This window comes from Candidatus Binatia bacterium, from assembly GCA_035631035.1.
In the GTDB taxonomy this organism is placed as follows: domain Bacteria; phylum Eisenbacteria; class RBG-16-71-46; order SZUA-252; family SZUA-252; genus DASQJL01.
Genome location: DASQJL010000097.1, coordinates 1 through 23,064, shown reverse-complemented (window position 1 = coordinate 23,064; position 23,064 = coordinate 1). Strand labels below are relative to the sequence as shown.

At 68.3% G+C, this 23,064-nt stretch carries 22 protein-coding genes; 7 read left to right on the top strand and 15 right to left on the bottom strand.

The window, feature by feature from the left end; translation table 11 throughout:
- Position 1 precedes the first annotated feature (1 nt).
- Entirely contained in the window at positions 2 to 781 is a 780-nt protein-coding gene (locus tag VE326_10485; protein HYJ33634.1) for a hypothetical protein, read from the bottom strand.
- 304 nt (positions 782 to 1,085) lie between these two features.
- Between VE326_10485 and VE326_10480 the strand changes: the two genes are divergently transcribed.
- The 3 genes from VE326_10480 (at position 1,086) to VE326_10470 (ending at position 2,901) form a co-directional block, all read left to right on the top strand.
- Positions 1,086 to 1,499, top strand: a complete 414-nt coding sequence (locus tag VE326_10480) for a hypothetical protein (GenBank protein ID HYJ33633.1) — start codon at positions 1,086 to 1,088, stop codon at positions 1,497 to 1,499.
- Positions 1,500 to 1,600: 101 nt separating this feature from the next.
- On the top strand, positions 1,601 to 2,497 hold the full coding sequence (locus VE326_10475) for an EamA family transporter (protein ID HYJ33632.1): 897 nt from the start codon (positions 1,601 to 1,603) through the stop codon (positions 2,495 to 2,497).
- 35 nt (positions 2,498 to 2,532) lie between these two features.
- Complete coding sequence (locus VE326_10470) at positions 2,533 to 2,901, top strand: hypothetical protein (protein ID HYJ33631.1); 369 nt, start codon at positions 2,533 to 2,535, stop codon at positions 2,899 to 2,901.
- 19 nt (positions 2,902 to 2,920) lie between these two features.
- Here the strand turns inward: VE326_10470 and VE326_10465 are convergent, their stop codons facing one another.
- Positions 2,921 to 3,868 carry an NAD(P)-dependent oxidoreductase gene (locus tag VE326_10465; GenBank protein ID HYJ33630.1) on the bottom strand — a complete coding sequence of 316 codons (948 nt, stop codon included), beginning with the start codon at positions 3,866 to 3,868 and terminating at the stop codon, positions 2,921 to 2,923.
- Positions 3,869 to 3,897: 29 nt separating this feature from the next.
- Between VE326_10465 and VE326_10460 the strand changes: the two genes are divergently transcribed.
- Complete coding sequence (locus VE326_10460; protein ID HYJ33629.1) at positions 3,898 to 4,317, top strand: DoxX family protein; 420 nt, start codon at positions 3,898 to 3,900, stop codon at positions 4,315 to 4,317.
- Here the strand turns inward: VE326_10460 and VE326_10455 are convergent.
- From VE326_10455 to VE326_10440, 4 genes are all read right to left on the bottom strand, one after another.
- Positions 4,314 to 5,081: an SIMPL domain-containing protein gene (locus tag VE326_10455; GenBank protein ID HYJ33628.1), complete on the bottom strand. Its 768-nt coding sequence runs from the start codon at positions 5,079 to 5,081 to the stop codon at positions 4,314 to 4,316. The two genes, VE326_10460 and VE326_10455, sit on opposite strands and share 4 nt — an antisense overlap.
- 133 nt (positions 5,082 to 5,214) lie before the next feature.
- Complete coding sequence (locus VE326_10450) at positions 5,215 to 5,478, bottom strand: hypothetical protein (GenBank protein HYJ33627.1); 264 nt, start codon at positions 5,476 to 5,478, stop codon at positions 5,215 to 5,217.
- A gap of 65 nt (positions 5,479 to 5,543) precedes the next feature.
- Positions 5,544 to 5,825: a hypothetical protein gene (locus VE326_10445; protein HYJ33626.1), complete on the bottom strand. Its 282-nt coding sequence runs from the start codon at positions 5,823 to 5,825 to the stop codon at positions 5,544 to 5,546.
- A gap of 92 nt (positions 5,826 to 5,917) precedes the next feature.
- Entirely contained in the window at positions 5,918 to 7,531 is a 1,614-nt protein-coding gene (locus tag VE326_10440) for an OmpA family protein (protein HYJ33625.1), read from the bottom strand.
- A 326-nt stretch (positions 7,532 to 7,857) separates the two neighbouring features.
- Between VE326_10440 and VE326_10435 the strand changes: the two genes are divergently transcribed.
- Positions 7,858 to 8,082, top strand: a complete 225-nt coding sequence (locus VE326_10435; GenBank protein ID HYJ33624.1) for a hypothetical protein — start codon at positions 7,858 to 7,860, stop codon at positions 8,080 to 8,082.
- Here the strand turns inward: VE326_10435 and VE326_10430 are convergent.
- The 4 genes from VE326_10430 to VE326_10415 form a co-directional block, all read right to left on the bottom strand.
- A complete protein-coding gene (locus VE326_10430; GenBank protein ID HYJ33623.1) occupies positions 8,075 to 13,861 on the bottom strand; it encodes an HYR domain-containing protein in 5,787 nt (1,928 codons plus the stop codon). The genes VE326_10435 and VE326_10430 overlap by 8 nt on opposite strands.
- Positions 13,862 to 13,979: 118 nt before the next feature.
- The gene (locus VE326_10425; protein HYJ33622.1) at positions 13,980 to 14,696 is read right to left on the bottom strand and encodes an SdpI family protein; all 717 of its coding nucleotides are present in this window, start codon (positions 14,694 to 14,696) and stop codon (positions 13,980 to 13,982) included.
- A complete protein-coding gene (locus tag VE326_10420; protein ID HYJ33621.1) occupies positions 14,693 to 14,977 on the bottom strand; it encodes an autorepressor SdpR family transcription factor in 285 nt (94 codons plus the stop codon). The genes VE326_10425 and VE326_10420 overlap by 4 nt, the downstream gene beginning before the upstream one ends.
- 104 nt (positions 14,978 to 15,081) lie before the next feature.
- Entirely contained in the window at positions 15,082 to 16,971 is a 1,890-nt protein-coding gene (locus VE326_10415; protein HYJ33620.1) for an ATP-binding protein, read from the bottom strand.
- A 171-nt stretch (positions 16,972 to 17,142) separates the two neighbouring features.
- Between VE326_10415 and VE326_10410 the strand changes: the two genes are divergently transcribed.
- Positions 17,143 to 17,607, top strand: a complete 465-nt coding sequence (locus VE326_10410) for a nuclear transport factor 2 family protein (GenBank protein ID HYJ33619.1) — start codon at positions 17,143 to 17,145, stop codon at positions 17,605 to 17,607.
- A 6-nt stretch (positions 17,608 to 17,613) separates the two neighbouring features.
- Here VE326_10410 and VE326_10405 read toward each other — a convergent pair whose 3' ends face one another.
- The 3 genes from VE326_10405 to VE326_10395 all read right to left on the bottom strand — a co-directional run bounded on the left by VE326_10405 (position 17,614) and on the right by VE326_10395 (position 21,338).
- A complete protein-coding gene (locus tag VE326_10405) occupies positions 17,614 to 17,889 on the bottom strand; it encodes a hypothetical protein (GenBank protein ID HYJ33618.1) in 276 nt (91 codons plus the stop codon).
- A gap of 62 nt (positions 17,890 to 17,951) precedes the next feature.
- The gene (locus tag VE326_10400; GenBank protein HYJ33617.1) at positions 17,952 to 20,114 is read right to left on the bottom strand and encodes a prolyl oligopeptidase family serine peptidase; all 2,163 of its coding nucleotides are present in this window, start codon (positions 20,112 to 20,114) and stop codon (positions 17,952 to 17,954) included.
- A gap of 36 nt (positions 20,115 to 20,150) precedes the next feature.
- Entirely contained in the window at positions 20,151 to 21,338 is a 1,188-nt protein-coding gene (locus VE326_10395) for a PQQ-dependent sugar dehydrogenase (protein HYJ33616.1), read from the bottom strand.
- Between the two features lie 392 nt (positions 21,339 to 21,730).
- On the opposite strand from VE326_10395, the gene VE326_10390 reads away from it, so the two are divergent.
- Positions 21,731 to 22,516, top strand: coding sequence for a PEP-CTERM sorting domain-containing protein (locus VE326_10390; GenBank protein ID HYJ33615.1), 786 nt, complete (start codon positions 21,731 to 21,733; stop codon positions 22,514 to 22,516).
- Between the two features lie 51 nt (positions 22,517 to 22,567).
- On the opposite strand, the gene VE326_10385 is transcribed toward VE326_10390, so the two are convergent.
- Positions 22,568 to 22,795 carry a hypothetical protein gene (locus tag VE326_10385; GenBank protein HYJ33614.1) on the bottom strand — a complete coding sequence of 76 codons (228 nt, stop codon included), beginning with the start codon at positions 22,793 to 22,795 and terminating at the stop codon, positions 22,568 to 22,570.
- A gap of 36 nt (positions 22,796 to 22,831) precedes the next feature.
- On the bottom strand, positions 22,832 to 23,064 hold a 233-nt coding region (locus VE326_10380), incomplete at its 5' end, for a hypothetical protein (GenBank protein ID HYJ33613.1).

Genomic DNA, 23,064 nt, shown 5'->3' with positions numbered 1-23,064 from the left:
GCTAGCGCGAGCCGCTCGCGCGCTTGCCCCACCAGCGTCCCGCATCTTCCCGCCGCGCGCCGTCGCTCGCGCGCTCCCCGATCGCTTTCAGGCGCCGCTTCGGCCGGTCCGCCTCCTCCCGCAGCTCCACCACGTACGAGCGATAGCGCCGCACCAGCCAGGTCGTGATCCCCAGCTGAACGTACACGACGGTGAGGAGCGCCGGATGGATCCGGGCCAATACCAGGATGGTCACCGAGAGGACGAGACCGTAGACGGCCTCGATCAGGGTGGCCCCCTCGAACGCGCCCCACCGGGGCGTTTCCTCGCCGTGCTCCAGCCGCAGCGCCACACTGCGCAGGAGGAGGTGCAGCGTCACCGCCGAGGCGGCGATCATCAGCTCGAGCGCCGCGCGTGCGGCCGGCTGGAACATGATCTCCGCCGGCCGCGGACCCAGCGAGAAGAGGAGCGCCGGGGCGACGTAGGCGAGGATGGCCGTCGAAAGGTTGAAGACGATCCGGTAGGCGCGGATGCCGCGGATCAGGTCGGAGAGGGTGATCGCGAAGGCGACCATCGCGACGAGCGCGGCAGGCGGCAGCAGGAACATCCCCGCGATGTAGAACGCCGGAGCCAGCGAATGCGGCGCGAGGATGCGCGGACGCGACGGGACGAGGAGAGGCCAGATCGCGAGCGCCGCCGCGGTCGCGGCGAAGAGCGCCGCGAGCGGCCACGCGGGCAGCTGGCTCCGCTGCTCGTGACCCGCGCGCGCGGCGACGAGCAGCGCGAGCACCGCAAGCGTCACGCGGAACAGGACGATCTGGATGTAGCGTCGGGAAATCAGCGGAGGCGCCTCCCTGGAGTGGATCCCTTCCTATGCCCAGAGTATCGGCGCGAATGGGCCCCGACTTGAGGCCGCAAGAAGTTGCCGGAACATGGGTTGCCAGGGCGCGCGGCGCGTCCGTCCGCGCACCCGCGGACCGAAAGCGCCTAAACTTTCCGCCCCTCCTGCCGATTCATTGCTGTCGCCGTGCCGCGCGCGACGTTCCTCGCGTGGCTCGACGCGACCAGGGTTCGAAACTTCCCACTCGAATCGAAGGGGGCGGTGCATGCAGGAGGAATCGACGACGGAGCATTCTCTCGAACAGCGGATCGGACGGCTGGAGCGGCAGAATCGCCGCTATCGGCTTGGCGGCGCGATCCTGGTCCTGGCCAGCGCGGCGGCGCTGTGCATCGGCATGAGCGCTCCCCGGAAGACGCTGGAGACCGATCTGCTGCTCATCAAGGACGCGAACGGAACTACGCGGATGATCCTGGGCATGGCCGATGATGGCCCCGCCATCACGATGCTGGACGAAAAGGGGAAGCTTCGCGCGAATATCGGCGTCACCGCGAAGGGGCCCGAGTTCGACTTCCTCGACGCGTCCGAGACGCCGCGGCTCTCGATGTCCATCGACGACAAGCAGGTTCCGCGCGTGAACCTGCTCGACAGCAAGGGAACGCAGGTCACGTTCCGTCCGTAACCGTCCCCGCCCCCGACGGGCCGGCCCCTCCCGGGGCCGGCCCGATTCCGTTTCCCCCCGCGGGTTTCCTCCGGCGCTCCCCTCTGTCAAGATGCGCCACCATGAGACCCGAGACCGCGGTCGCGCCCGCCGAGGACCGCAGCCCCGCCACCTACGCGAGCTTCGCCGTGATGTGCCTGGTCTGGGGGAGCACGTTCCTCGCGATCCGGATCGGCAACGAATCGGTGGCGCCGGTCTGGTCGGCGGTGGTGCGGCTCTCCATCGCGACGCCGCTCTACTTCCTGATCGCGCTTCTCTCCCGCGCGCCCTGGCCCCGCGGCGCCGCGCTCGGCGCGGCTCTTCTCTACGGATTCCTGAACTACGGCCTGAACTTCGCCCTCCTCTACCGCGGCGAGGTCCAAGTCTCGAGCGGCACGGCTTCGATCCTCTATGCCACGATCCCGCTGATCACGGTGATCGCGGTCGCGCGGCTGGGCCTCCAGCGGCTCCGGTCCCACGAGATCTGGGGCGCGTTGATCGGGCTGGCGGGCGTCGCCCTGGTCTTCTCCGGCGAGCTGTCGGGAGGCGGCCCCCCGCTCGCCCTGGCGGCCGTCTTCGTGGGCGCGATCGCGGCCGCGCTCTCGGCGGTGGCGCTGAAACTGGGGCCGCCCCAATCCACCTGGCCCGCGAACGCGCTCGGCTCCGCGGTGGGCCTCGCGGTATGCTGCGCCGTGAGCCTTGCGCTGGGCGAGCGTTGGACCCTTCCGCGCGGCACCGCGGGATGGGCGCCGATCCTCTATCTGATCGCGACGGGGAACCTGATCGCCTATGCGCTCTTCGGCTGGCTCCTCACGAAGTGGAAGGTCACGAGCGTCAACGCGATGTCGCTGGTCATCCCGGTGATCGCGGTGTTCCTCGGCGCGGCGATCCGCGCCGAGGCACCCGGCCCCGGAACCATCCTCGGCGCCGCGCTCGTTCTCGCGGGTGTGTCGCTCACGTTGTTCGTCGGGCGGCGATGAAGGCCGCCGTCCCGGCGACGACCCATGGAGGTGTCATGAAGACGCCGTACGTTCGGTTCCGCCCGCGCCACGGCGCGGTGCTCGCAGCGCTTCTCTTCGCCCTGGTCCTGGGTATCGCCGGCTGCAAGGGAGGCGCGACCGAGATCAAGACGCTGCTCGACGATCCCGGCCGTTTCGACAACACGGTGGTTCGCGTCGCGGGCAAGGTGACCACGTCGGTGGGGCTGCTGGGGTACGGAGCCTACCGCTTGAACGACGGGACCGGGACGATCCTCGTCGTGTCGAAGCACGGCGTCCCGCGCGAAGGCGCCGAGGTAGGCGTCGAGGGGACCTTCCACTCGGTCTTCACGTTCCACGACGAGGCGGGGGCCGCCATCGAGGAAGCGGCGCGCAGGGAGCGCTGATCGGCCCGCGCCCCCGGGCTCAGCGGGAAGGCTGCTCGCGGGAGCGCTCGCGCGCCCAGTGCGCGGCCGCTTCCGCCATCCCCTCGTCGTATCCATGGCGCGGCCGGTACCCCAGCTCGCGCCGGATGCGGGAGGCGTCGAAGCGGCCCATCCAGTAGCCGCCGAACTCCGCGACGGGGATCTCCTCCAGGGGCGCCGTGCCGAACCAGCCGCGGACCTGGTCGGTGTATCCGCGCCACGTCATGTCGCCGTCGGTCACGTTGTAGACGCGCCCCACGGCGCGATCGTCGTCGAGGGCCAGCAGCACCGCCTCGGCCAGGTCCTCGACGTGCACCCACGGGATGATCTCGCGCCCGTCGCCTCGCAGCTTCATCTGGCGGTCGCGAATGCGCGAGGGCACCGTGACCGCCCAGGTGGAGGTCCGGTGCGCGCCCAGGATGGCCCCCGGACGCAGAATCACGGCCGGCAGCCCGCGCTCCATCGCCGCCAGCACGACGCGATCCGCTTCGGCCTTGGTGAGGCCGTAAGGATCCCCCTCCTCCTTGAGCGGCGCCTCCTCGTCGAGCGTGCCCTCCGGGCCGCGCGCATAGACCGAGAGGGTCGAGATCTGCACGTAGCGCCGGACGCCCGCCCGCTCGGCCGCCTCGACCATGGCGCGGGTTCCTTCCGCGTTCACGCGCCGCGCCGCCTCGATGTCGGGCCCGCCCGTGGCGGCGCAGTGGACCACGGCGGCGGCGCCCGCGGCCGCCGGCCCGGCGATTTCGGGGCGGGTAAAGTCGCCCTCGACTTCTTCGATCCAGCCGGCGAGAGCGGGATCGGCCAGCTCGGGGGCCGCCCCCTTCGCGCGCACGATCGCCAGCACGCGCCGTCCCGCCGCGACCAGGCGCCGCGCCACGCGGCTTCCCACGAATCCGCTACCTCCCGTCAATAGGACGGCCCCGCTTCGGCTATCATTCCGTTCGTTCATCGGCGGCTTCCCTTCTCGAAAGGAGCGGCATGCGACGGACCAAGGATCATCTGACCTCGATCGGCCTCCTGCTGCTCCGCGTGGGCGCGGGCGCCCTGCTTCTCTTCGGTCACGGACTCCCCAAGCTGCTCCACTGGTCGGAGCGCGCCTCGACCTTCGCCAATCCGATCGGTCTCGGCTCCCAGGTCAGCTTTTCGCTGGTCCTGTTCGCCGAGGTGGTCTGCGCCGCGGCGGTCATCCTGGGCGTCGCCACGCGCCTGGCGGCAGGACCGATCATCTTCTTCCTCCTCGTGGCCGCGTTCGTGCAGAACGGGCCGGGAAGCTACTCCGACAAGGAGCTCGCACTGGTCTACCTGGTGCCCTTCGTGACGCTCACGCTGACCGGAGGCGGTCACTACGCGCTCGACACCCTGATCCTGCGCGGCCGCGCCGGGCGAAGGCGCCTCTAGCGCAGCTGGTATTCGACCGTCGAGACCACGCGCACGATCTTGTACATCTGCGTCGCCTCGGCGATGGCCGGGCCCTGGTCGGAGCCCGACGCGTCCCGCGGCAGGATCACGAACACCCCCTGGTTGGCCCGGTGGATTCCGCCCAGGCCGCTCTTCGAGTCCTTGGCGAACTGCTCCGCCGCTTTCCGCGCCTGGGCGGTGGCTTCCGCGATCATGGCCGGCTTCAGGTCGTTGAGCTTCCGGAAGAGATAGCTCGGCCCGCCTGGCCCCCACTCCGGGCCCGACGTGAGGACGACGCCCGCGTTCACCAGCTCCCCCACCTTCTGGCTGGTCGCCTGCACGCGCTCGGGATTGTCGGAGCGGACGTTCACGGTCTGCTGCAGGATGAAGCGGGTTCCCGCCCGCTGCTCGCCGCGGAAGGGATTGGCCATGATGTCCGTGACGCGGAGCGTCTGCAGCTCGATCTCGGTCGAGTCCACGCCGTTCTCGCGCAGGAACGCCACCACCCGCGCCGCGTTCTGGGCCAGCCGGGTCTGCGCCGCCGCCAGATCGTTGTCGGTCACCGCGAGCTGAATCGGCCAGAGAGCCAGGTCGGCCTTCACCTCGCGCTCGGCCACCCCTTTCACGCTGACGAACCGGTCGGCCGTGCGGACGCTCTGGACGCCCATCCCAACGAACCACCCTGCCAGCGCGATCCCCAGCGAAAGCACCGCCCACGGCAGCCATCCCCCGCGCGGCCGCGCGGCGTCGTCCTCGTTGGTCATCGTCACCCCCCATGGAGTTGCACTTCCGGCGCCGGGGAGTATAGCGAAACGGCGGGCCCCCACGTGGGCGGGCCCGCCGGTCTCTTGGTTCAGGGAGCGACGCGGGTTCCCCTTCGAAACCCGCGCACGCGATCTATTTCACGATCGTCGTGGTGTCTCCACCGCTTCCTCTCCGTGTCAGAGCGATGATCAGGATGATCAGCACGACCGCCCCGACCAGCGCCCAGAGCCGCCAATCCGACACGAACTCCGACGACGTGCTCGTCGTCATGGACGTGTGGCTGGTGCTGACCGAAGTGGAATCCTGTCCCAGCGCCGGCGGCACGAACAGCAGCGTCGCCGCCGCGGTCAGGCCGAGCATCGTCCGGCGATATAGGGTGAGGCCGAAGCGTTTCATGTCGCCTCCTCAATCGGACGGCGCGGAGTCTTGCGGAGCTCCACCCTCCGTCCTCGATCGGGGGTTTATTTGACCACGGTGGTGTTGCTTCCGCCCCTGCCTCGAGTCAGCGCGATCACCAGGATGACGAGGACCACCACGCCGACCAGAGCCCAGATTCTCCAATCGGAAGTCCAGGATGCCGCCGAGGTCGTCTCGGTCGTCGTCGTGGTGGCCGACACGCCGGAGCCGCCGTTTCCACCGCCGCCGCCCTGCTGCGCCCAGGCCGGAACCGCGACCAGAGCGAGCAGCAATGCCATCCAGAGGGAGTGACCGACACGATGGACCGCGAGAGCGCAGCGCTTCATGGAGTGCTCCTTTCTATGGAATCACAGGAGGGGAGCCTTTCGACCCCCCTCCCGCCTGCCGTGTTCGAGATGATGCAAAGACAGTGCCTGCTCTATTCGCCCTTCTGCAGTATCCGCCGGCGTTCCCTCTCCTTCTTGAGCTCTTCGGTGTTGAGCACCTTGAACTCGACGCGGCGGTTCTTCGCCATCCCTTCCACGGTCTTGTTGGAGGCCACCGGCTTGCGCTCGCCGTAGCCCACCGCCGTGTACTGGTCCGCCTTGATCTGCGGGAAGTTCTGGACCAGGTAATCCAGCACGGCCTGCGCGCGCTTCTGCGTGAGGTCCATGTTGTAGGCATCGGACCCGCGTGCGTCGGCATGGCCGCCGATCTCGATCTTGAGCTGCGGCCACTGGATGAGCACCTTCCCAATCTCGTCCAGCACCGGACGCGACTCGGGGAGGATGTCCCACTTGGCCGTCTCGAAATGGATCTCGCGCGTGGTGATGCGGCCCTTGTCGAGGAGCTCGGTTTCCTTCTCCGTCAGCTCGATCGGGCAGCCGTCCTTGTCGACCTTGACGTTCGCCTGGGTGTTCGGGCAGAGGTCCTTGTCGTCGGTCACGCCGTCGTTATCCGAGTCGGTCGAGCAGCCGCGCGCGTCCACCTGCGTATTCGCGGGCGTGTTCGGGCACTGGTCGATGCCGTCGGGAACGCCGTCGTTATCGGAGTCCTTGGGGCAGCCGCGCTCGTCCACCTGCGCGCCCTGCGGCGTGTTCGCGCACTGATCCTGGCTGTCGGGAACGCCGTCGCCGTCGGCATCAGCCGGGCAGCCGCGGGCGTCCACGGAGGTGTTCGGGGGCGTGCCGGGGCACTGGTCGATGCCGTCGGGAACGCCGTCGTTATCCGAGTCGGTCGGGCATCCGCGGGCGTCCACCGTCGCACCCTGAGGCGTGTTCGGGCACTGGTCGATGCCGTCGGGCACGTTGTCGTGGTCGGAGTCGATCGGACATCCGCTCTCGTCCACGCGCGCGCCGAGCGGGGTGCCCGGGCACTTGTCGTCCTTGTCCTTGATCCCATCCTTGTCCTCGTCGTGGGACGTGAGGCCGCCCAGCGTGAGCTGGATGCCGCCCGTGTAGACGAGGTTGCTCAGGTTGTCGTTGCCGGGAGGATCGGGAATGGCGGGATCGTCACCGAACGACCACAGCTTGTCGCGAACCTCGAAGCGAAGCGCCGCGCGCTTGCTCAAACCGAGCTTCACGCCGCCGCCAAATTCGATGCCGTTGAAGAACTGCTTCCGGTTGGTCGTGCGGTCCTTGGTCTTCACCTGATCCTCGTACCACCCGCCGAGGATGTACGGATTGAATCCGGAGCTGGGGATGAGGTTCAGGATGACGTCGGCTCCGTAGCGGGACAGGGTGACGTTTTCCTCGGGGGCCAGGCTGGCCGGCGTCGCGATAAAGAGCGAGTCGGCGCTCCCCGACTTCGTGTGCGTGCTCATCCAGGCGTAATAGCCTTCGATGCCGATGTAGCGTCCGAACCCGATTCCCAGACGGCCGCCGAATTCAGGACGATCGTCGAGGTTGACCTCCTTCGCGAAATCGGAGTACCCGCCGAAGGGTGTGATGTTGAGGTGCAGGCTGGCCGGTTCGCTTTGCGCGAGGCGTGGTGTCCACGCTCCTCCGAGCACGGCGAGGCTCAGGGCGAAAACAATCGTCCGGAATGACTTCATGATTTTCGTCCTCTAATTGCGGGTGGCTGGCGGCTGCTCGGACGCTGCGTGGTCCGGGCGCGACTCGGGGCGAACGCGCCATTCTTACCAGATGCCGCCGGCTCCCTCGTGCAGTTACTGTGCCAGAAATGGGTTAGCCTCCACGCTGTACCCCGATCTCGTGATGCGCCACCAGTCCAGAGGCTCCTGCTTCAGGCTGCACAGGCGGATGCAGCCTAGTGCCACCCGCTCCCGGTTTCAACAATCCGTGTAAACTATGCCAAGGGGGCGCATGCCATCGCGCCGCCGTTCGGTACATCGGTTTCCGGATCGGTACGGAGGGCGCTATGAAAGGACTGGTAATCGTCGGCGTGCTGCTGATCGTGCTTGGACTTGCGGGGCTTCTCGCCGGCGGCCTGACCTATACCAAGAAGTCAGAGAAGGCCGACCTCGGGCCCGTGGACATCACGGTGAAGGAGAAGAAGCACGTTCCGGTGCCGCCGGCCGTGGGTGCCGTGGCCGTGGTGGCGGGGGTGGTCCTGGTCGTGGCTGGAATGAGGCGAACTACTTGATCAGCACCATCCGGATGCGGTCGCGCGTTCCGTCGGAGGCAGCGAAGAGCGCGTAGTAGACGCCCGACGGAACGCGGCCGCCCCGCGCGTCGAGCCCGTTCCAGCGCGCTTCGTGCGCGCCCGGCTCCATCACGTCGTCCACGATCGTCCGGACGAGGGCGCCGCGAGCGTCGAAGACGCGGAGCGTGGCGCGGCCGGCGCGGGCGAGCGTGAAGTGAAGCGTGGTCTCCGGATTGAAGGGGTTCGGCCGGTTCTGCGCCAGGCCGCTCACCGCGGGCGCGGCCGCGCCGCCGTCCAGCGAGGCGCCGATGCTGGCCGAGGCCTTGCCGCCGTTGGTCTGGATCGCGATCGAGCCGCCGCCCAGGAGGGTGGCCGCCGCCGAGGAATCGGGCGCTCCCATCATGTTGTCGTAGACGACCTGGCTCGTGGCGCTGTCGATGATCTTGATCCGGAATTTGTCCTTGCCGCCGCCGCCCGGCGTCTCGCCGTCCACCGCGCTCAGCAGGAATCCGAAGCTCCCTGAACCGTTGATCGTTCCCGTTCCCTTGTATTGCGCGCGGGCGCCGGAGATCACGAGCCAGTCGTAGCTGGAGCTGTGGAAGTCGACGTCCCCCGCCTTGAACTGGAACTCCGTCTCGCCCGTCGGCACCGTCATCCCCTTCTTGTACTTGGACACGAAGCCGAAGTTCGCCTTGCCGGTGAGCGCCGGGTTGGGCGCGTAGGCGCCCGGGGGCGACTGGATCCATCCGCCGCCCGTGACGAAGCCGGCGTTGGGATCGTAGACCACCACCATCGCGTCGAGCCCGCCCACCGTCGTGGCCGTGGAGGCGGCGCCGCACTGGTCGGTCACGACGAGCTTGATCCGGTACACGCCAGGCGTCGCGAAGGTCACCGAGCCCGACGCCGTACGCGAGCCCTCGTTGACCGAGGCCGCGCAGGCGAGGGCGTCGCAGGTCCAGGACGCCGTGTGCAGGTCGCCGCTGTCGTCGGTGAAGGTGCCGGCCAGAGACACGGGCGTTCCCACGGGAACGACCAGCCCGCTCACGGGGGCCGCGATCTGGACGACCGGCGCGGCGTTGGTCACGGTGACGGTCTGGGTCGCGGTCGCGGTATTGCCCGCCGCGTCGGTGGCCGTCCAGACGATCGTCGTGACGCCCTTCGGGAAGGGATCGGTCAGCGACTTGGTGTCGCTTCGCGCGCTCGTGAGCGTGGGCGAGCCGCAGTTGTCGGTGGCGGAGGCGCCCAGGTTCGCGATCGCGGCGCTGCAGAGGCCGGCGTCGGTGGCCCGGGTGATGTTGGCCGCCGTGACCTTGGGCGGCGTCGTGTCGGTCACCGTGACGAGCTGCGTGAGGCTGACCGTGTTGCCGCTCGGGTCGGTCGCGGTGTAGGTGATCGTCGTGACGCCGGTCGGGAAGAGGTTCCCCGCGGGGACGCCGGTCCGGGTCAGCGTGACGGAGCAGTTGTCGCTCGCGGCCGCCGCGCCGAGCATGGCGTCGGTCACCGTGAGCCCGCAGATCGTGGCGTTCGGACCGGTCCCGAAGGAGACGGCCGGCGGCACGGTCAGGGTCGGCGGCGTGTTGTCCACCACCGTGACCGCCTGGGTCGCGCTCACGGCGTTCCCGCTCGGATCGGTCGCGGTCCAGGTGATCGTGGTGGTGCCGGTCGGGAAGACGTTCCCCGCCGGGACGCCCGAGCGGGTCACGACGACCGAGCAGTTGTCGGTGGCGATGGGCTGACCCAGCGCCGCGTCCGAAAGTACGGCGCCGCAGATGCGGGCTCCGGAACCCGTCGCGGCTTGCACCGCGGCGGGCGCCACGATCGACGGCGCCTGATGATCTTCGACATGGATGAGATCGGTATAGGTGCTGGTGTTCCCGTGGATATCGGTGACGGTCCAGGTCACCGATGTAACGCCGACCGGGAACGGGTCTGACATGGCCAGACCGTCGCTGCGCGCTCCGACGGATGACTGGATTCCGCAGTTGTCGTGCTCAACCGTCCCGAACGTGTTGATCGTGGCGCCGCAGGAGCCGGCATCGGCCTGGTAGAAGCTCTCGCCCCCAGCGACGAACGGCGGCGTGTCGTCCACGACCGTCACGGTCTGGGTCGCCATCGTCGTGTTGCCGCTCGGGTCGGTCGCAGTCCAGGTCAAGGTCGTCGTGCCGACCGGGAAGAGGTTCCCCGCGGGGATCCCTTCCACCGTCGCCGTCACGCCGCAGTTGTCCGAGGCGACCGGCGTTCCCAGGGCGGCGTTCCCCACACCCACGCCGCACGTCTGGGAACCGGGCCCGGTCGTCAGATTCAGAGAGGCCGGCGCCGCAAGGGTCGGGTGCTCGGTGTCCGCAACCCTCACGTGCTGCGTTGCGCCGGCCTGGTTGCCGCTGCTATCGGTGGCATTCCAGGTAATCGTCGTGGTGCCTTGGGGGAAGGGGTCGGTCAGCGGAAGCCCGTCGCTGCGCGTCCCCGTGAACGAGGCGATCGCGCAGTTGTCGGCAGCGGTCGCGCCCAGCGGCGCGATCGTCGCCGCGCAGGAACCCGCGTCGGTGGAGACTGAGATGTCGCTCAGGGTCACGGTGGGATTCTCATGGTCGGCCACCGTAACGGTCTGCGCCGCGCTCTGGGTGTTGCCGTGCACGTCGGTCGCCAGCCAGGCGATCGTCGTGATGCCTTTCGGGAACGGATCGGTCAGGGGCGCGCCGTCGCTGCGCGTGCCGATGAACGTGCCGATGCCGCAGTTGTCGCTCGCCGAGGCGCCGAGGGAGCCGATCGAGGCCGTGCAGACACCGTGATCGGTCGAGAGATCCAGGTTTCCAACGGCGATCGTAGGAGGCGTGTCGTCCGCCACCGTGACGGTCTGGGTCGCAACGGCCGTGTTGCCGCTGGGGTCGGTCGCGGTGTAGGTGATCGTGGTCGTGCCCACGGGGAAGAGGTTCCCCGCTGGGACACCGGTGCGCTCGACGCTCACGTCGCAATTGTCATGGGCCGTGGGCGAGCCCAGGGTCGCATCGCTCACGAGCAGTCCGCACTGGGTGGCGGCGGCACCGGTCGTGAGACTCAGCGCGGCAGGAGCCGCGATCGTCGGATTCTCGGTGTCGTTCACCGTCACCTGCTGCGTCGCCGAGGCGGTGTTCCCGTGCACGTCGGTCGCGAGCCAGCTCACGGTCGTCGTGCCCTTCGGGAAGGGGTCGGTCAGCGGCAGTCCGTCGCCGCGGGTCCCCACCAGGCTCGCCACGCCGCAGTTGTCCGCCGCGGAGGTGCCCAGCGTCACCACGGCCGAACAGACGCCATGGTCGTTGGAGACGGTAAGGTCGCCCGTCGTGATGACGGGGTTCTCATGGTCCGTCACGGTCACCGTCTGGGTCGCGGTGAAGCTGTTGCCATGCACGTCGGCCGCCACCCACGTGACCGTGGTCGCGCCCGCCGGGAACGGATCGGTGAGCGCCGCCGCGTCGCTCCGGGTGCCTGTGAGGCTCGACACGCCGCAGTTGTCGGCGGCGGTGGTCTGCAGAGAGGCGACGACGGCGGCGCAGGTGCCCGCGTCGGTGTCGAACGAGAGATTGGAGGCGGCGATCGTCGGGGGCGTGTCGTCCGCCACGGTGACGGTCTGGGTCGCGACGGCCGTGTTGCCGCTGGGGTCGGTCGCGGTGTAGGTGATCGTGGTCGTGCCCACGGGGAAGAGGTTCCCTGCCGGGACACCGGTGCGCTCGACGCTCACGTCGCAATTGTCATGGGCGGTGGGCGAGCCCAGGGTCGCATCGCTCACGAGGAGCCCACACTGGGTGGCGCCCGGGCCGGTCGTGAGGTTCAGGGCGGCGGGAGCCGCGATCGTCGGATTCTCGGTGTCGTTCACCGTCACATGCTGCGTCGCGCTCGACGTGTTCCCGTGCACGTCGGTCGCGAGCCAGCTCACGGTCGTCGTGCCCTTCGGGAAGGGACCGGTCAACGGCAGCCCGTCGCCGCGGGTTCCCACCAGGCTCGCCACGCCGCAGTTGTCCGCGGCGGAGGTGCCCAGCGTCACCACGGCCGAGCAGACGCCGTGATCGTTGGATACGGTCAGGTCGCCCGTCGTGAGGACCGGGTTCTCATGGTCGGTCACCTTCACGGTTTGCGATGCCGTCGCGCTGTTGCCATGCACGTCGGTGGCCGTCCACGTGACCGTCGTCGTGCCGACGGGGAACGGCTGGCTCAGGGCCAGACCGTCGCTCCGAAGGCCGTTCAGCGTGGCGACGCCGCAGTCGTCGCCGGCGGACGCCCCCAGCGATCCGAGCACCGCCGAGCAGAGGCCGCCGTCGGCCGGCACGTCGAAGTTGCTCACGGCGACGGTGGGAGGGGTCGTGTCGGCAACCGTCACCGCCTGCGTGGCGACCGCGGTGTTTCCGCTGGGGTCCGTCGCGGTGTAGGTAACCGTCGTCGTCCCCACCGGGAACAGGTTTCCGGCCGGGACGCCGGTCCGCGCCACCGCGACGCCGCAGTTGTCGTTCGCCGTCGGCGAACCCAAGGTCGCGTCGCTGACGAGCAGCCCGCACTGGGTGGCGGCGGGACCCGTCGTGACATTCAGCGCGCCCGGAGCCGCGATCGTCGGATTCTCGGTGTCGTTCACGGTCACTTGCTGCGTGGCCGACGCCGTGTTGCCGTGCGTGTCCGTCGCGACCCACGTGATCGTCGTCGCGCCCTTGGGGAACGGAGCGCCGAGCGCCGCGGCGTCGCTTCTCGTGCCCACCAGGGTGGCGATGGCGCAGTTGTCCGTGGCGGAGGCGCCGAGCGCCGCGATCGTGGCGGTGCAGGCGCCCGGGTCGGTGGATCGCGTGAGATCGGAGACCGTGACGACCGGCCGCTCGTTGTCGTTCACCGTCACCGTGAAGGTGGCGCTGCCCGAGCCGCACGAGTTGGTCGCGGTGGCGGTGACGGTGGTCGTGCCGACCGGGAACAGGGTCCCGGAGGCCGGCGCGTAGGTCAGGACCGGCGCCGGGGTTCCGGTCGCGGTCGCGGCGAAGCTCACGACCGCGCCGCACAGCCCGGCGTCGCTGCCGCGGACGATCGGGGCGGGCGGCGTGACGACCGGGAGGGTGTGCACCTGCAAGAGCTCGGTTCCCGTGGCGAAGTCGCTGGCCGAGGTCATGGCCTGGACCGTGAATCCGGTCGATCCCGCGGCCACGGCGCCCGAAGCCGCGAGGGTCAGGGTCGCCGTGCGCGACGTCTGCCCCGGCGTGAACGCGACGGGGTTGGGGGAGAAGGTCGCGGACACGCCCGCCGGCAGCGCCGTCGTCACCGAGAGATTCGCCGTGAACGAGCCCGTGCTTCCGCTTCCCGACCCGCGGTTCACCGTCACGGTGTAGGTGACGGAGCCTCCGTCGTTGTCGCACATCTCCCCGGACAGCGGCACCACCGTCACCGATCCCACCTTCGGCGAGTCGGTGAAGAACGTCGTCGCGACGATGCCCGAAGTGAGACCGGTGGCGATGAGATCGAAGCTCGTGCCGAGATCCTGGTCCTCGACCGTGTAGTCCGCGTTCTGGAACGCGCCGGTGGAGTCCGCGGTCGAAGTGAAGACGTAGGGATCGTGGAGCGTCGGATGCTGGTCCAACCGCAGCGATACGCGCTCTCCGGGCAGGAAGCCGCTGCCGGTGATGACCACGACGTCGCCCGGGTAGTAGTCGGAATTGTCGGTGGCGACGTCTGCGGCTCGAGAGGGTGTCGCGTCGGCGAAGAGCAGGAACGACGCGGCGCCGATGGCCGTGCCGCGCGCGACGAGCACGAAGAGACGATTGAGGTTGGGCATGGTGAGCGCACGATGCGCACGAACCGTGCCCTGGAATGAGACGCGTCTAAGTCATTGGCGCACTTGTACAGCGCTGCCGGCGTGCGCCCGAGCGCGAGGCGGCGTCGGGGCCGCTCCCTCAGCGCTCTGGGCGGATTCCCTCAGCTCCGGGCTCGTCGTTGCCGGGCAGCGTACCCGCCGGAGGCACCCGGTCGGGATCGGATTTCCACACGAGATAGGAGTACACGATCGCGCCCACCATGCCGGTCGCCAGGATGGCGAAGGCGGTCTCCATGGCGAACGGCGTACGAATGATCCCGGCCGCCATGAGCGCGACGCCACCGGCCACGAAGACCCAGCCTGCGAGCCGGTGCGTGCGCGTCCACGAACGCTTGCTGGAGAGGGTCCAGGGGGTGCGCACCCCGACGAACCAGTTGGGGCGGATCTTCCCGAGCACGTTTCCCAGGACGAAGAACATCGCGCCGATGGCCAGCCCCACGAATCGGGTCATGTCCACGGGGGCGCCCTTGGCCGCAAGGATCATGACCGCGTAGAGGATCGCCAGGAGGGCGATCACCAGAGACCGGATCGTGTAGTACGCGCCCGAGAAGCGGGCGTAGTTGAGCCGCCCCGGGTCCAGCCGAGGCAGGAACAGCATGAGCACGTACAGAACGACCGCCATGAGCGGGAGGAGCAGGAGGCCCTCGAACCGGCCACCATAGCGGTTCACTTCCCCGTCCACACCCCAGTGCACCGGGAAGCGTGCGGGGGCGTGGGGCCAAATCAAGGCCGCGGCCACGAACATCCCGGCGATCAGGGTGAGCAGCGGCAGCTCTGTCTTCCAGTGCGGTTTCACGCGCGCTTCTCCTTTCGGCCCACGCCCAGGAGCGACATCACGCCCGCGAGGGCCTCTTCGTAGGCGGCGAGGTTCAGGCTATAGACGATGGAGGTCCCGGACCTCTCGGATACGACCAGTCCGGCATGCTTCAGGACGTTGAAGTGCCCCGACAGCGTCGACTTCGCGAGCGCGAACTGTTCGGCGATCTCCCCCGCCGTCATGTCCCGATTTCGGAGAAGACGGAGGATCTCGCGACGCGTCGGATCGCTCAAGGCACGGAAGACTTCGTCGATGCTCATGGCCCCCCTCGCGGCGCCGGCGACCGGCGGCCGCATTGTTCGTTATTTCGCCAATAACCGAATATTAAGACCCGAAGGGAGCCCTGTCAAGGGACGCTTCAAGATCAGCGTACGGAGGGATCGTCGATGACCGCGCGGCCGAGAACCGCCCCAAGAACCTCGGCGCCGACCGGCTTCACCAGGTGCTTGTCGAAGCCGGCCAGAACCGACTTCGCGCGGTCGGCCGCCTGGCCGTACCCCGTGAGCGCGATGAGGAGTAGCGGCGCTCCGTCGCGCACGCGACGGAGGCGCGTGGCGAGGGTGTAGCCGTCCATGGCGGGAAGCCCGATGTCCACGATCGCCGCGTCCGGCGGAAACGAAGCGGCCGCGACCATCGCTTCTTCCCCGTCGTGCGCGGTGCGGACCGCGAAGCCCAACTCCTCCAGCAGCGCCGCCAGGGAGGCGGCGGCATCACGGTTGTCGTCGACGACCAGCACGCGCCGGCCGTGGCCATGGCCATTCGCGTGCATCGCGAGCCGCCGCCCCGCGGCGGCCTTGGCATCGGGCTCCTCCGGTCGCGTCCCCTTCCGTGCAGCGCGACCACGAAGAGCCGGCTCGCTCCGGGCCGCGGGCAGCCGGAGCGTGAACCGACTTCCCTTCCCCGTGCCCTCGCTGGCAGCCGTCGCCGAGCCGCCGTGGAGCTCGGTCAGGCTGCGGACCAGCGTCAGGCCCAGGCCCAGCCCGCCCTCGGAGCGGTCGATCCCCTGGCGTGCCTGGATGAATGGAGTGAAGATGTCATCGAGATCCTCGGGGGCGATCCCGATGCCGTCGTCCTCGACCGTCACGACGATCTCCGCCTTGTTGCGGACCGCGCGCAGGGAAATCCGCCCGCGCGCGGGCGTGAACTTGGACGCGTTGGCCAGGAGATTCGCCACGACCTGCGGCAGGCGGACGGGATCGGCCTCGAGAAGGAGGCCCTTGCCGGGCACTTCCAGCTCGAGCACCTGGCAGCGATCCTGGAACAGGGGCCCCGCCATCTCGAGAGCCGCGTCGGCGATCGCCGCGAACTCCATGACCTGCTTCTGGAGGGAGATCTTTCCGCTCGCTACGCGCGAGACGTCGAGAAGGTCTTCGACCAGAGTGGCCAGGTGGCGGGCCTGGCGGCGGATGATCTCGCGCTCGCGCCTGGAGGAAACATCCCCGCGCACGTCCATCAGGTCGAGCGAGGTCAGGATCGGAGCCAAGGGATTCCGGAGCTCATGGCTCAGCAAGGCAATGAACTCGTCCTTGCGGCGGTTTGCCTCTTGAAGGCGGGCCTGCTCCTCGCGCAGGGCGCGCTCCAGCTTCTTGCGTTCGGCGATCTCCGCCTCGAGGGCGCCGGAGCGCTGCTGCAGGTCGGTGATGCCCAGCCGCTGCTGATCGAGCGACCACCGGTCGTCGTAGCTCTCCGTCGGAAGGACGTGCTCGTGCAGCGAGCAGATCCGACGGAAGCTCTCGGTGTCTTCCGCTTTCCGGAAGTTGGTCATCGAGTAGCCGCAGAAGAGTCGGAAGGGGTGCGTGCGGCGGAGGCCGTTCCAGAGCTCTTCGAGCTTCAGCGTGGCGGGAGCGTTTCCCCGTTCGGTCAGGAGATCCACCATCTCGCCGAACGCTCGAAGGCCGCTGTACCTCGCGTCCCCGCAGCGACCTTCGATGAGTCCCCCCACGACGCGGTCGAACGAATCGGCGTCGGGCATGCCGTAGCGAAGGCTGCCGCTCATGAAGCGTTCGAGCGTCTCCTCGGCGTCCAGCTCCAGGAATTGCCCGCTCTCGCGGGCCTCGCCCAGGAGGTATCCCGAGGCGTCGAGGGCCGCGGCGACGCCCCTCCGATGGCGCTCGCCGGCGATAACGATGACCGCCTCGCCCCTGTCCAGGCCGGCCCCCAGGAAGCGTCCCACCTCCTGGCACAGGAAGGCGTCGTCCTCGTAAAACTGGACCGAATGGTCGGGTTCGCTGGAAGAGATTACAGTTTTTCTCATGGTGGCTGCGTTCCTGCACCGAGTTACGGCTAAGCTGCCGCGGCATCAGCAAGATCGTGACCAATCGGGAGTTGCGGGGCCCCGCTAGGGGGTGGGATGCTCCGGGCCCTTGGAGTTGGTCTCGTCAGCGGGCCGAAGGAGGTGCGTGTGGGACGGTGCGTTTCAATCCTGATGATCCTGTTCGCCGTGACGGCCGCGGCTCCGGCAGCGGCTCAGGTCGCGGTCACCGCGAATCCGAACCACGAGCAGATGCTGGCCGATCCCGACGCTCGCCTGGCAGCCAACAAGCGGCTCGTCTACGACTTCTGGCGGGAGGTATTCGAGGCCGGCCACATGGACCTTGCCGACAAGTACATGGCCGAATCCTACATCCAGCACAACCCCAACGTGGCCACCGGGCGCGCCGCGTTCGTCGAGTTCTTCTCGAAGGTGACCAAGCCCACGCCGATCCAACCGAGCGTGAAGGCGCCCCTCGTCGCGATCGTCGCCGACGGCGATTTCGTCGTGCTCAGCTTCGTGAGCCGGCGAAAGGACCCCAAGGATCCCTCGAAGAGCTACACCACCACCTGGTTCGACATGTTCCGCGTCGAGAAGGGCAAGATCGCGGAGCATTGGGATCCGGACACGAAGGAATAGCCTCGTCTAGTGCGGAGTCCAGATCCTACCCGCCTCGATGATCTCCGAGGACCCGGGCAGCGAAAGCGGCTCGCGCGTCTTCGTGGAAAAGACGAGGCCCTTGTAGCTGGTCAGGTAGCGATGCCCTCCCAGGAATCCGCCCGGAGCGTGCACGACGATCCCTCCGGCATTGTGGATCAGGAGTCGCTCGAATTCCGCCGCCTCCAGTCGTACGATCGCGCCCGATGCCTGGATCGCCCGCATCCGAGCCGCCGCCGCTGCCGCCGCTGCCCCACCGCTCATCTCGATGTCTCCTTTCCTGGATCTCGATGGCCTGCGCTCTCGCGGGCTGTGCCTCGCGAGAGTCACGGAGACGGGGCGAACGTCCGATCTCCGAACTGCCACAACAGGAACGAGTAGGTGTCGGCCAGGAGCGCGACGCCCTGATCGCGGGTCGTCCCCACGCCGTGCCCCGCTTCGGGCTCCACGCGCAGGAACACGGGATCCCGGGTGCCCGAGGCCTGTAGCCGCGCCACGAACTTCCCCGAGTGCCACATCGAAACGCGACGGTCGTTCAGTCCCACGCACGCGAGCACCGCGGGATACCGAGTTCCCTTCCGAACGGCCAGCGTGGGATCCATCGCGACGAGCGCGCGGAACCCGGCCTCGTCGTTCGGCGAGCCCATCTCGGGAATCTGATTCGCTCCGTTCGTTCCGTGCAGGAAGCGCACGGTGTTCAGGACGGTGTTGTAGAGCACGGCGGCGGCAAACAGGTCTGGCCGCCGAACGATCGCGCCGCCCACCAGGGGCCCTCCGCCGCTGCTTCCGGTGGCCGCGAGATGCGAGGGCGAGGTGTAGCGTTTGGCGATCAAGTACTCGGCGCACGCGATGAAGTCGCCCACCGCGTTCTTCTTGTTTGCTCCGCGCCCCGCCTGGTGCCAGGCCTCTCCCTTCTCCCCACCGCCCCGCACGTGGGCGTAGGCGAGGATGCCGCCGCGCTCGAGCCACGCCATGCGCGAAGCGCTGAACCCGGGACGGATCGAGGTTCCATAGGCGCCGTAACCGCTGAGGAGGGTCGGATGACCCGCGTCGCGCCGGGCCGTGGCGCGCCGCAGAATGGTGAGCGGCACCATCGTGCCGTCGAAGCTCTTCACTTCAACCCGTTCCGCGACGATGTGCGAGAAATCGACGGGACTGCGGACGCCCATTCCCGTGTCCCGGACGCGTCCTTCGCTCGGAAGGTATCGGTAGTACCGCTCCGGGGTGGTCCAGCCCGTCAGCGAGAAGAGAATCCCCTCTTCGTCGAGCGCGCCGTCGAGTCCCTTGGCGGCGCCGGCGAGCGGGAGCGGAATCTCCCTCGCGTTCTTCTGTCCCCGCGCGATCCGGTAGACGTGATCCACGCCGGCCTCGGTCTGCAGCGTGTAGAGGCCGTCCGGCGTGACCGCCATGTCGGTGAGGATGCGTTCCGACTGGGGCACGACCTCCTCGGCCGAGGCCAGCTTCGGATCGTCGACCGAAACGCGGAGGATGCGGCCGTTCGGCGCGTCCTTGTGCGAAAGCAGGTAGAGCGAGGCCGTGTCCGGCGCGAAGTTGCCGATGCGGTCCTCGTACTCGCAGACGCGTTGCCACGGGATCTTCCCCGGCACGACCGACTCGAGGGGCGCGACATACATGCGGACTTCGGGATGGGCCCCGACGCAGTAGGCGATCGCGTAGCGGGTACCGATCGGAACGTCGATGATCGGGAATTCGCGCGGCTCGATGGTGAGGGTCGAGGCCGAGTCCGGTGCGATGAAGACGGGATCCTGCTTCGCCGGGGTGCCCAGAAGATGCCGGCGTACGCGCATCCCGAGGATCGGATCCACCTTGGGATCGCGGAATCCCGCGTCGGCCATCTGCGTGTAGAAGAATCCGCTCCCGTCCGGCAGCCACACGACCGGGAACTGCCCCCAGATGTGCTCCACCACGTCGGGCTTCTCCGAACCGGTCGCGGTTTCGATCACGTGAACGCGCGTGACCTCGCTGCCGCCTTCGGCCAGGTTGTAGGCGACCAGGGCGCCGTCCCACGAGACGGAGTAGTTGTCGATGGAGACGTGCACGGAATCGGACCCGCGGACGCGCTCCGGATCCACGAGCACCCGTTCAGCTCCGTTGGCGAAGCTCACCACCAGCTTCGCGAGCGAGCTCCCCGAGTCCACGCGAAGGTAGAAGATCTTCGATCCGCGGCGCTCGACCGAGCCGGGACCGGAGGTTTCGAACGAGAGCTCTTTGAGGCGACGGGCCAGGGCCGCGCGACCCGGGATCGCATCCAGGCGCTTTCGGCTGTAGTCGCCCTGCTCGAGGAGCCACGTTCGGAACTCGGGACGGTCCGGCTCCTCCATCCAGCGGTAGGGATCTTCCAGCCGGATGCCGAACGTGGTGTCCACGACGAGTGAGCGGCGCGCCACCGGAGGCCCTGCGGAATCCGCTCGAGCCGCGTGCGGCATGGTGAGAGCGGCGAGACCGACCACGAGAGCCAGGCGCTTCACGCTGAACGTACCCTCCCTAGGGGTGCAGAGAGCATCCTACCGTGGTGCCAAGCGGAGCAGGCGGCCATTCTCATCGTCGGTGAGGAGGTAGATCGCGCCGTCGGGTCCCTGCGCCACGTCCCGGATGCGCTCGTGCCTGTCGGTGAGGAGCCGCTCCTCGCCCACCACACGGTCGTCGCGAACCACCAGGCGGACCAGGGCCTCGCTCGCAAGCCCGCCGATCAGAAAATTCCCGCGCCATTCGGGGAACAGGCGGCCCGAGCCGATCGTCAGGCTGGACGGCGCGATGACCGGATCCCAGTAGTAGACGGGCTGCTCCATGCCCGGCGCCTGCGTGGCCTTGTGGATCGGCTCGCCCGAGTACTCCTCCCCGTAGCCGATCATGGGCCAGCCGTAGTCCTTGCCGCGTTGGATGAGGTTCAACTCGTCGCCTCCGCGCGGTCCCATCTCGACCACCCAGAGGCGGTTCGTTCCGTCCAGCGCGGCTCCGAGAACGTTGCGGTGCCCTGACGTCCAGATCTCCGGGCGCGCGCCTTGGCGCCGCGCGAAGGGATTGTCTGGCGGCACCGAGCCGTCCGGACGGATCCGCACGATCTTCCCCAGGTCGCTGCCGAGATTCTGTGCCTGCCGGCGCCCCGGGAGAATCGAACGTTCGCCCAGCGTCACGAAGATCGTGCCGTCCGGGGCGAGGACGATGCGCCCTCCGGCGTGCATCGTCGATTCCAGCGTCGGCTGCATCCGGAAGATGACCTGGACGCCGGCGACCCGCAGCGTCGCGAGGTCCAGCTTCGCGCGGGCGACGGCGAGTCCGTTCCCGCCGCGGCGCGGCTCGTAATAGGACCAGTAGATCATTCGGCTGGTCCGGAAGTCGGGCGCCAGAACGACGTCGAGCAGGCCCCCCTGATCGCGTCCATCCACCCGCGGCAGACCCGCGACCGGCTTCGACTTCTGACCGCTCGGCGTGACGACCACCAGATGCCCCACGTGCTTCTCGGTGACGAGGAAGCGCCCGTCGGGAAGGAACGCCACCGCCCATGGCAGCCGGAGCCCGGAAGCGATCTCCGTCACCTGGAACGGCGTGCGCGTGTGCACCTCGGGCGCGCGCGCCTGCTCCGGGAATGCGGGCCGGTTCGATGGAATGTTGGGAGGTCCCGTCGGCACCGGCGCGGCGTAGGAGGCCGAGGCCAAGAGGCCTATGGCGAAGGACAGGAGGCGCATTTTCATTCCGGTGAGTCTGCCCGAACGGTTGCGGGCACGTCCATTGCAGGAAGCGCAATTCGCCCAGGTCGTGAGTCTTGCAGGGCATTGAGCCGACTCCGCGCAAACGTTTGCTCCGTTGCGGGCTACGCAGGATCGGCAGGTCCATGTCCTCTTGGGGCTACTGTCCGATATCCAAGACAGATGGCCGTGATTTCATGACACCGGGCGGTGCAGTGGAATCGATTACATCGTTTCCAGTGTGCTCGAAACCCTTGAAGTGCGCTTCGTCTCGGTGCGAGCGCTGTCCGCTTCGCCTCTCGGTCCGGGGGTTTTCCGGGAGGGGGTAGTTCGAGATTCTCATGACGCGGGCCAGGTCCCCGACGGCTCCGCACGTTCCGATCCAAGGGAGTTTCGAAATGCGTCTATTGATTGCGTTCGGCGCCGCGGCGTTGCTTCTCGGCGCGTCGGCAGCCCTGGCCTTCCCACCCATCGATCTCACGACATCCGGGACCACGTACGCCTCGGCCGACGGGACCATCTGGACACAGCTGGTCAATTCGCCGACGGGAACGGGGGTGTACAGCCCGTTCGAGCGGCTCCAGGCCAACGGCGTGGAAGAGGGGATGAATACCTCTGGCGACGCGCATGTGACGTACGATGACGTCGCCGGCACGTGGACCCATGCCATTCAGCTGAACCAGCTCGCCACCGTGACCGTCGGCTCGACGAGCTACTATTCGTTCTCGCTCGACATCAATGAGGCGAACGGCGGCGGCAAGCAGTTCCTCTCACTCGATGAACTGCGGCTCTACACGCTGGCGGGCAACGGCTCCCTGACGTCGACCGCCGACGTCGTGAGCGCGGGCGGCGTCCTCCGCTACAACCTCGACGGCACGACGGACCAGACCGTGTACATGGACTACAGCCTGGCCGCCGGCAGCGGACACGACGACATCCAGGTCCTGATCCCGACGAGCTACTTCGCCGGCGCTTCGAGCACGGACTATCTCTACTTCTATAACAAGATGGGCGCGACGACGGGCATGGAAGCGGACTTCACGTCGGACGCGGGCTTCGAGGAATGGCACGGCCTGTTGGGCACGACCAATCCCCCTCCCACGAACCTCCCCGAGCCCAGCGGCGTCGTGCTGATCGGAACGGGGATCTTGGGAATCCTGGCGACAAGGCAGCGGAGAAAGTAGCGAAACGATCGTTCTTTCGGATCCGAAACGACGAACGGCGAGGCGGAGCGTTCAGCCGCCTCGCCATTCTGTTTGCCGCCCGGTCACGGCAGTCACGCCAAGGAGCGGCTGAGGGAACCGTTCGAGCTCGAGCGCGGCGACAAGCAAGTGCGCGTAGCGCAGCTTCCGCCGGGCGCCGCTGCCCAGGAAGCGTCGCATCTGGGCCTCGACGCTCTTCGTGCGCCAGCCAGCCTGCTTCTGAAGCGTGCGGAAGGCCCCGAGGTCGCCGTGCGCGTCCAAAGGCCCTGGATCGAACCGCACGTGGCTCGTTGCACGTCAGTACACCTGGTTGATGGGTACGTCCTTCCGCAGAACGAGGGAAACATCGGTTGGCGATGTTCGCACGCCGATGACCACGTCGACGGTGGCGTCCCAACGAGGCCCATATTGCGCCCGGAACAGGTGAGGGGAATCGGCTCGGCCTGGATCGATTCCCTGATCGGTCATCGTCTCGCTCCACACATCTGACCCATGCAGCACCCAGAGGTATACGGCGCCGACGGAAGCCG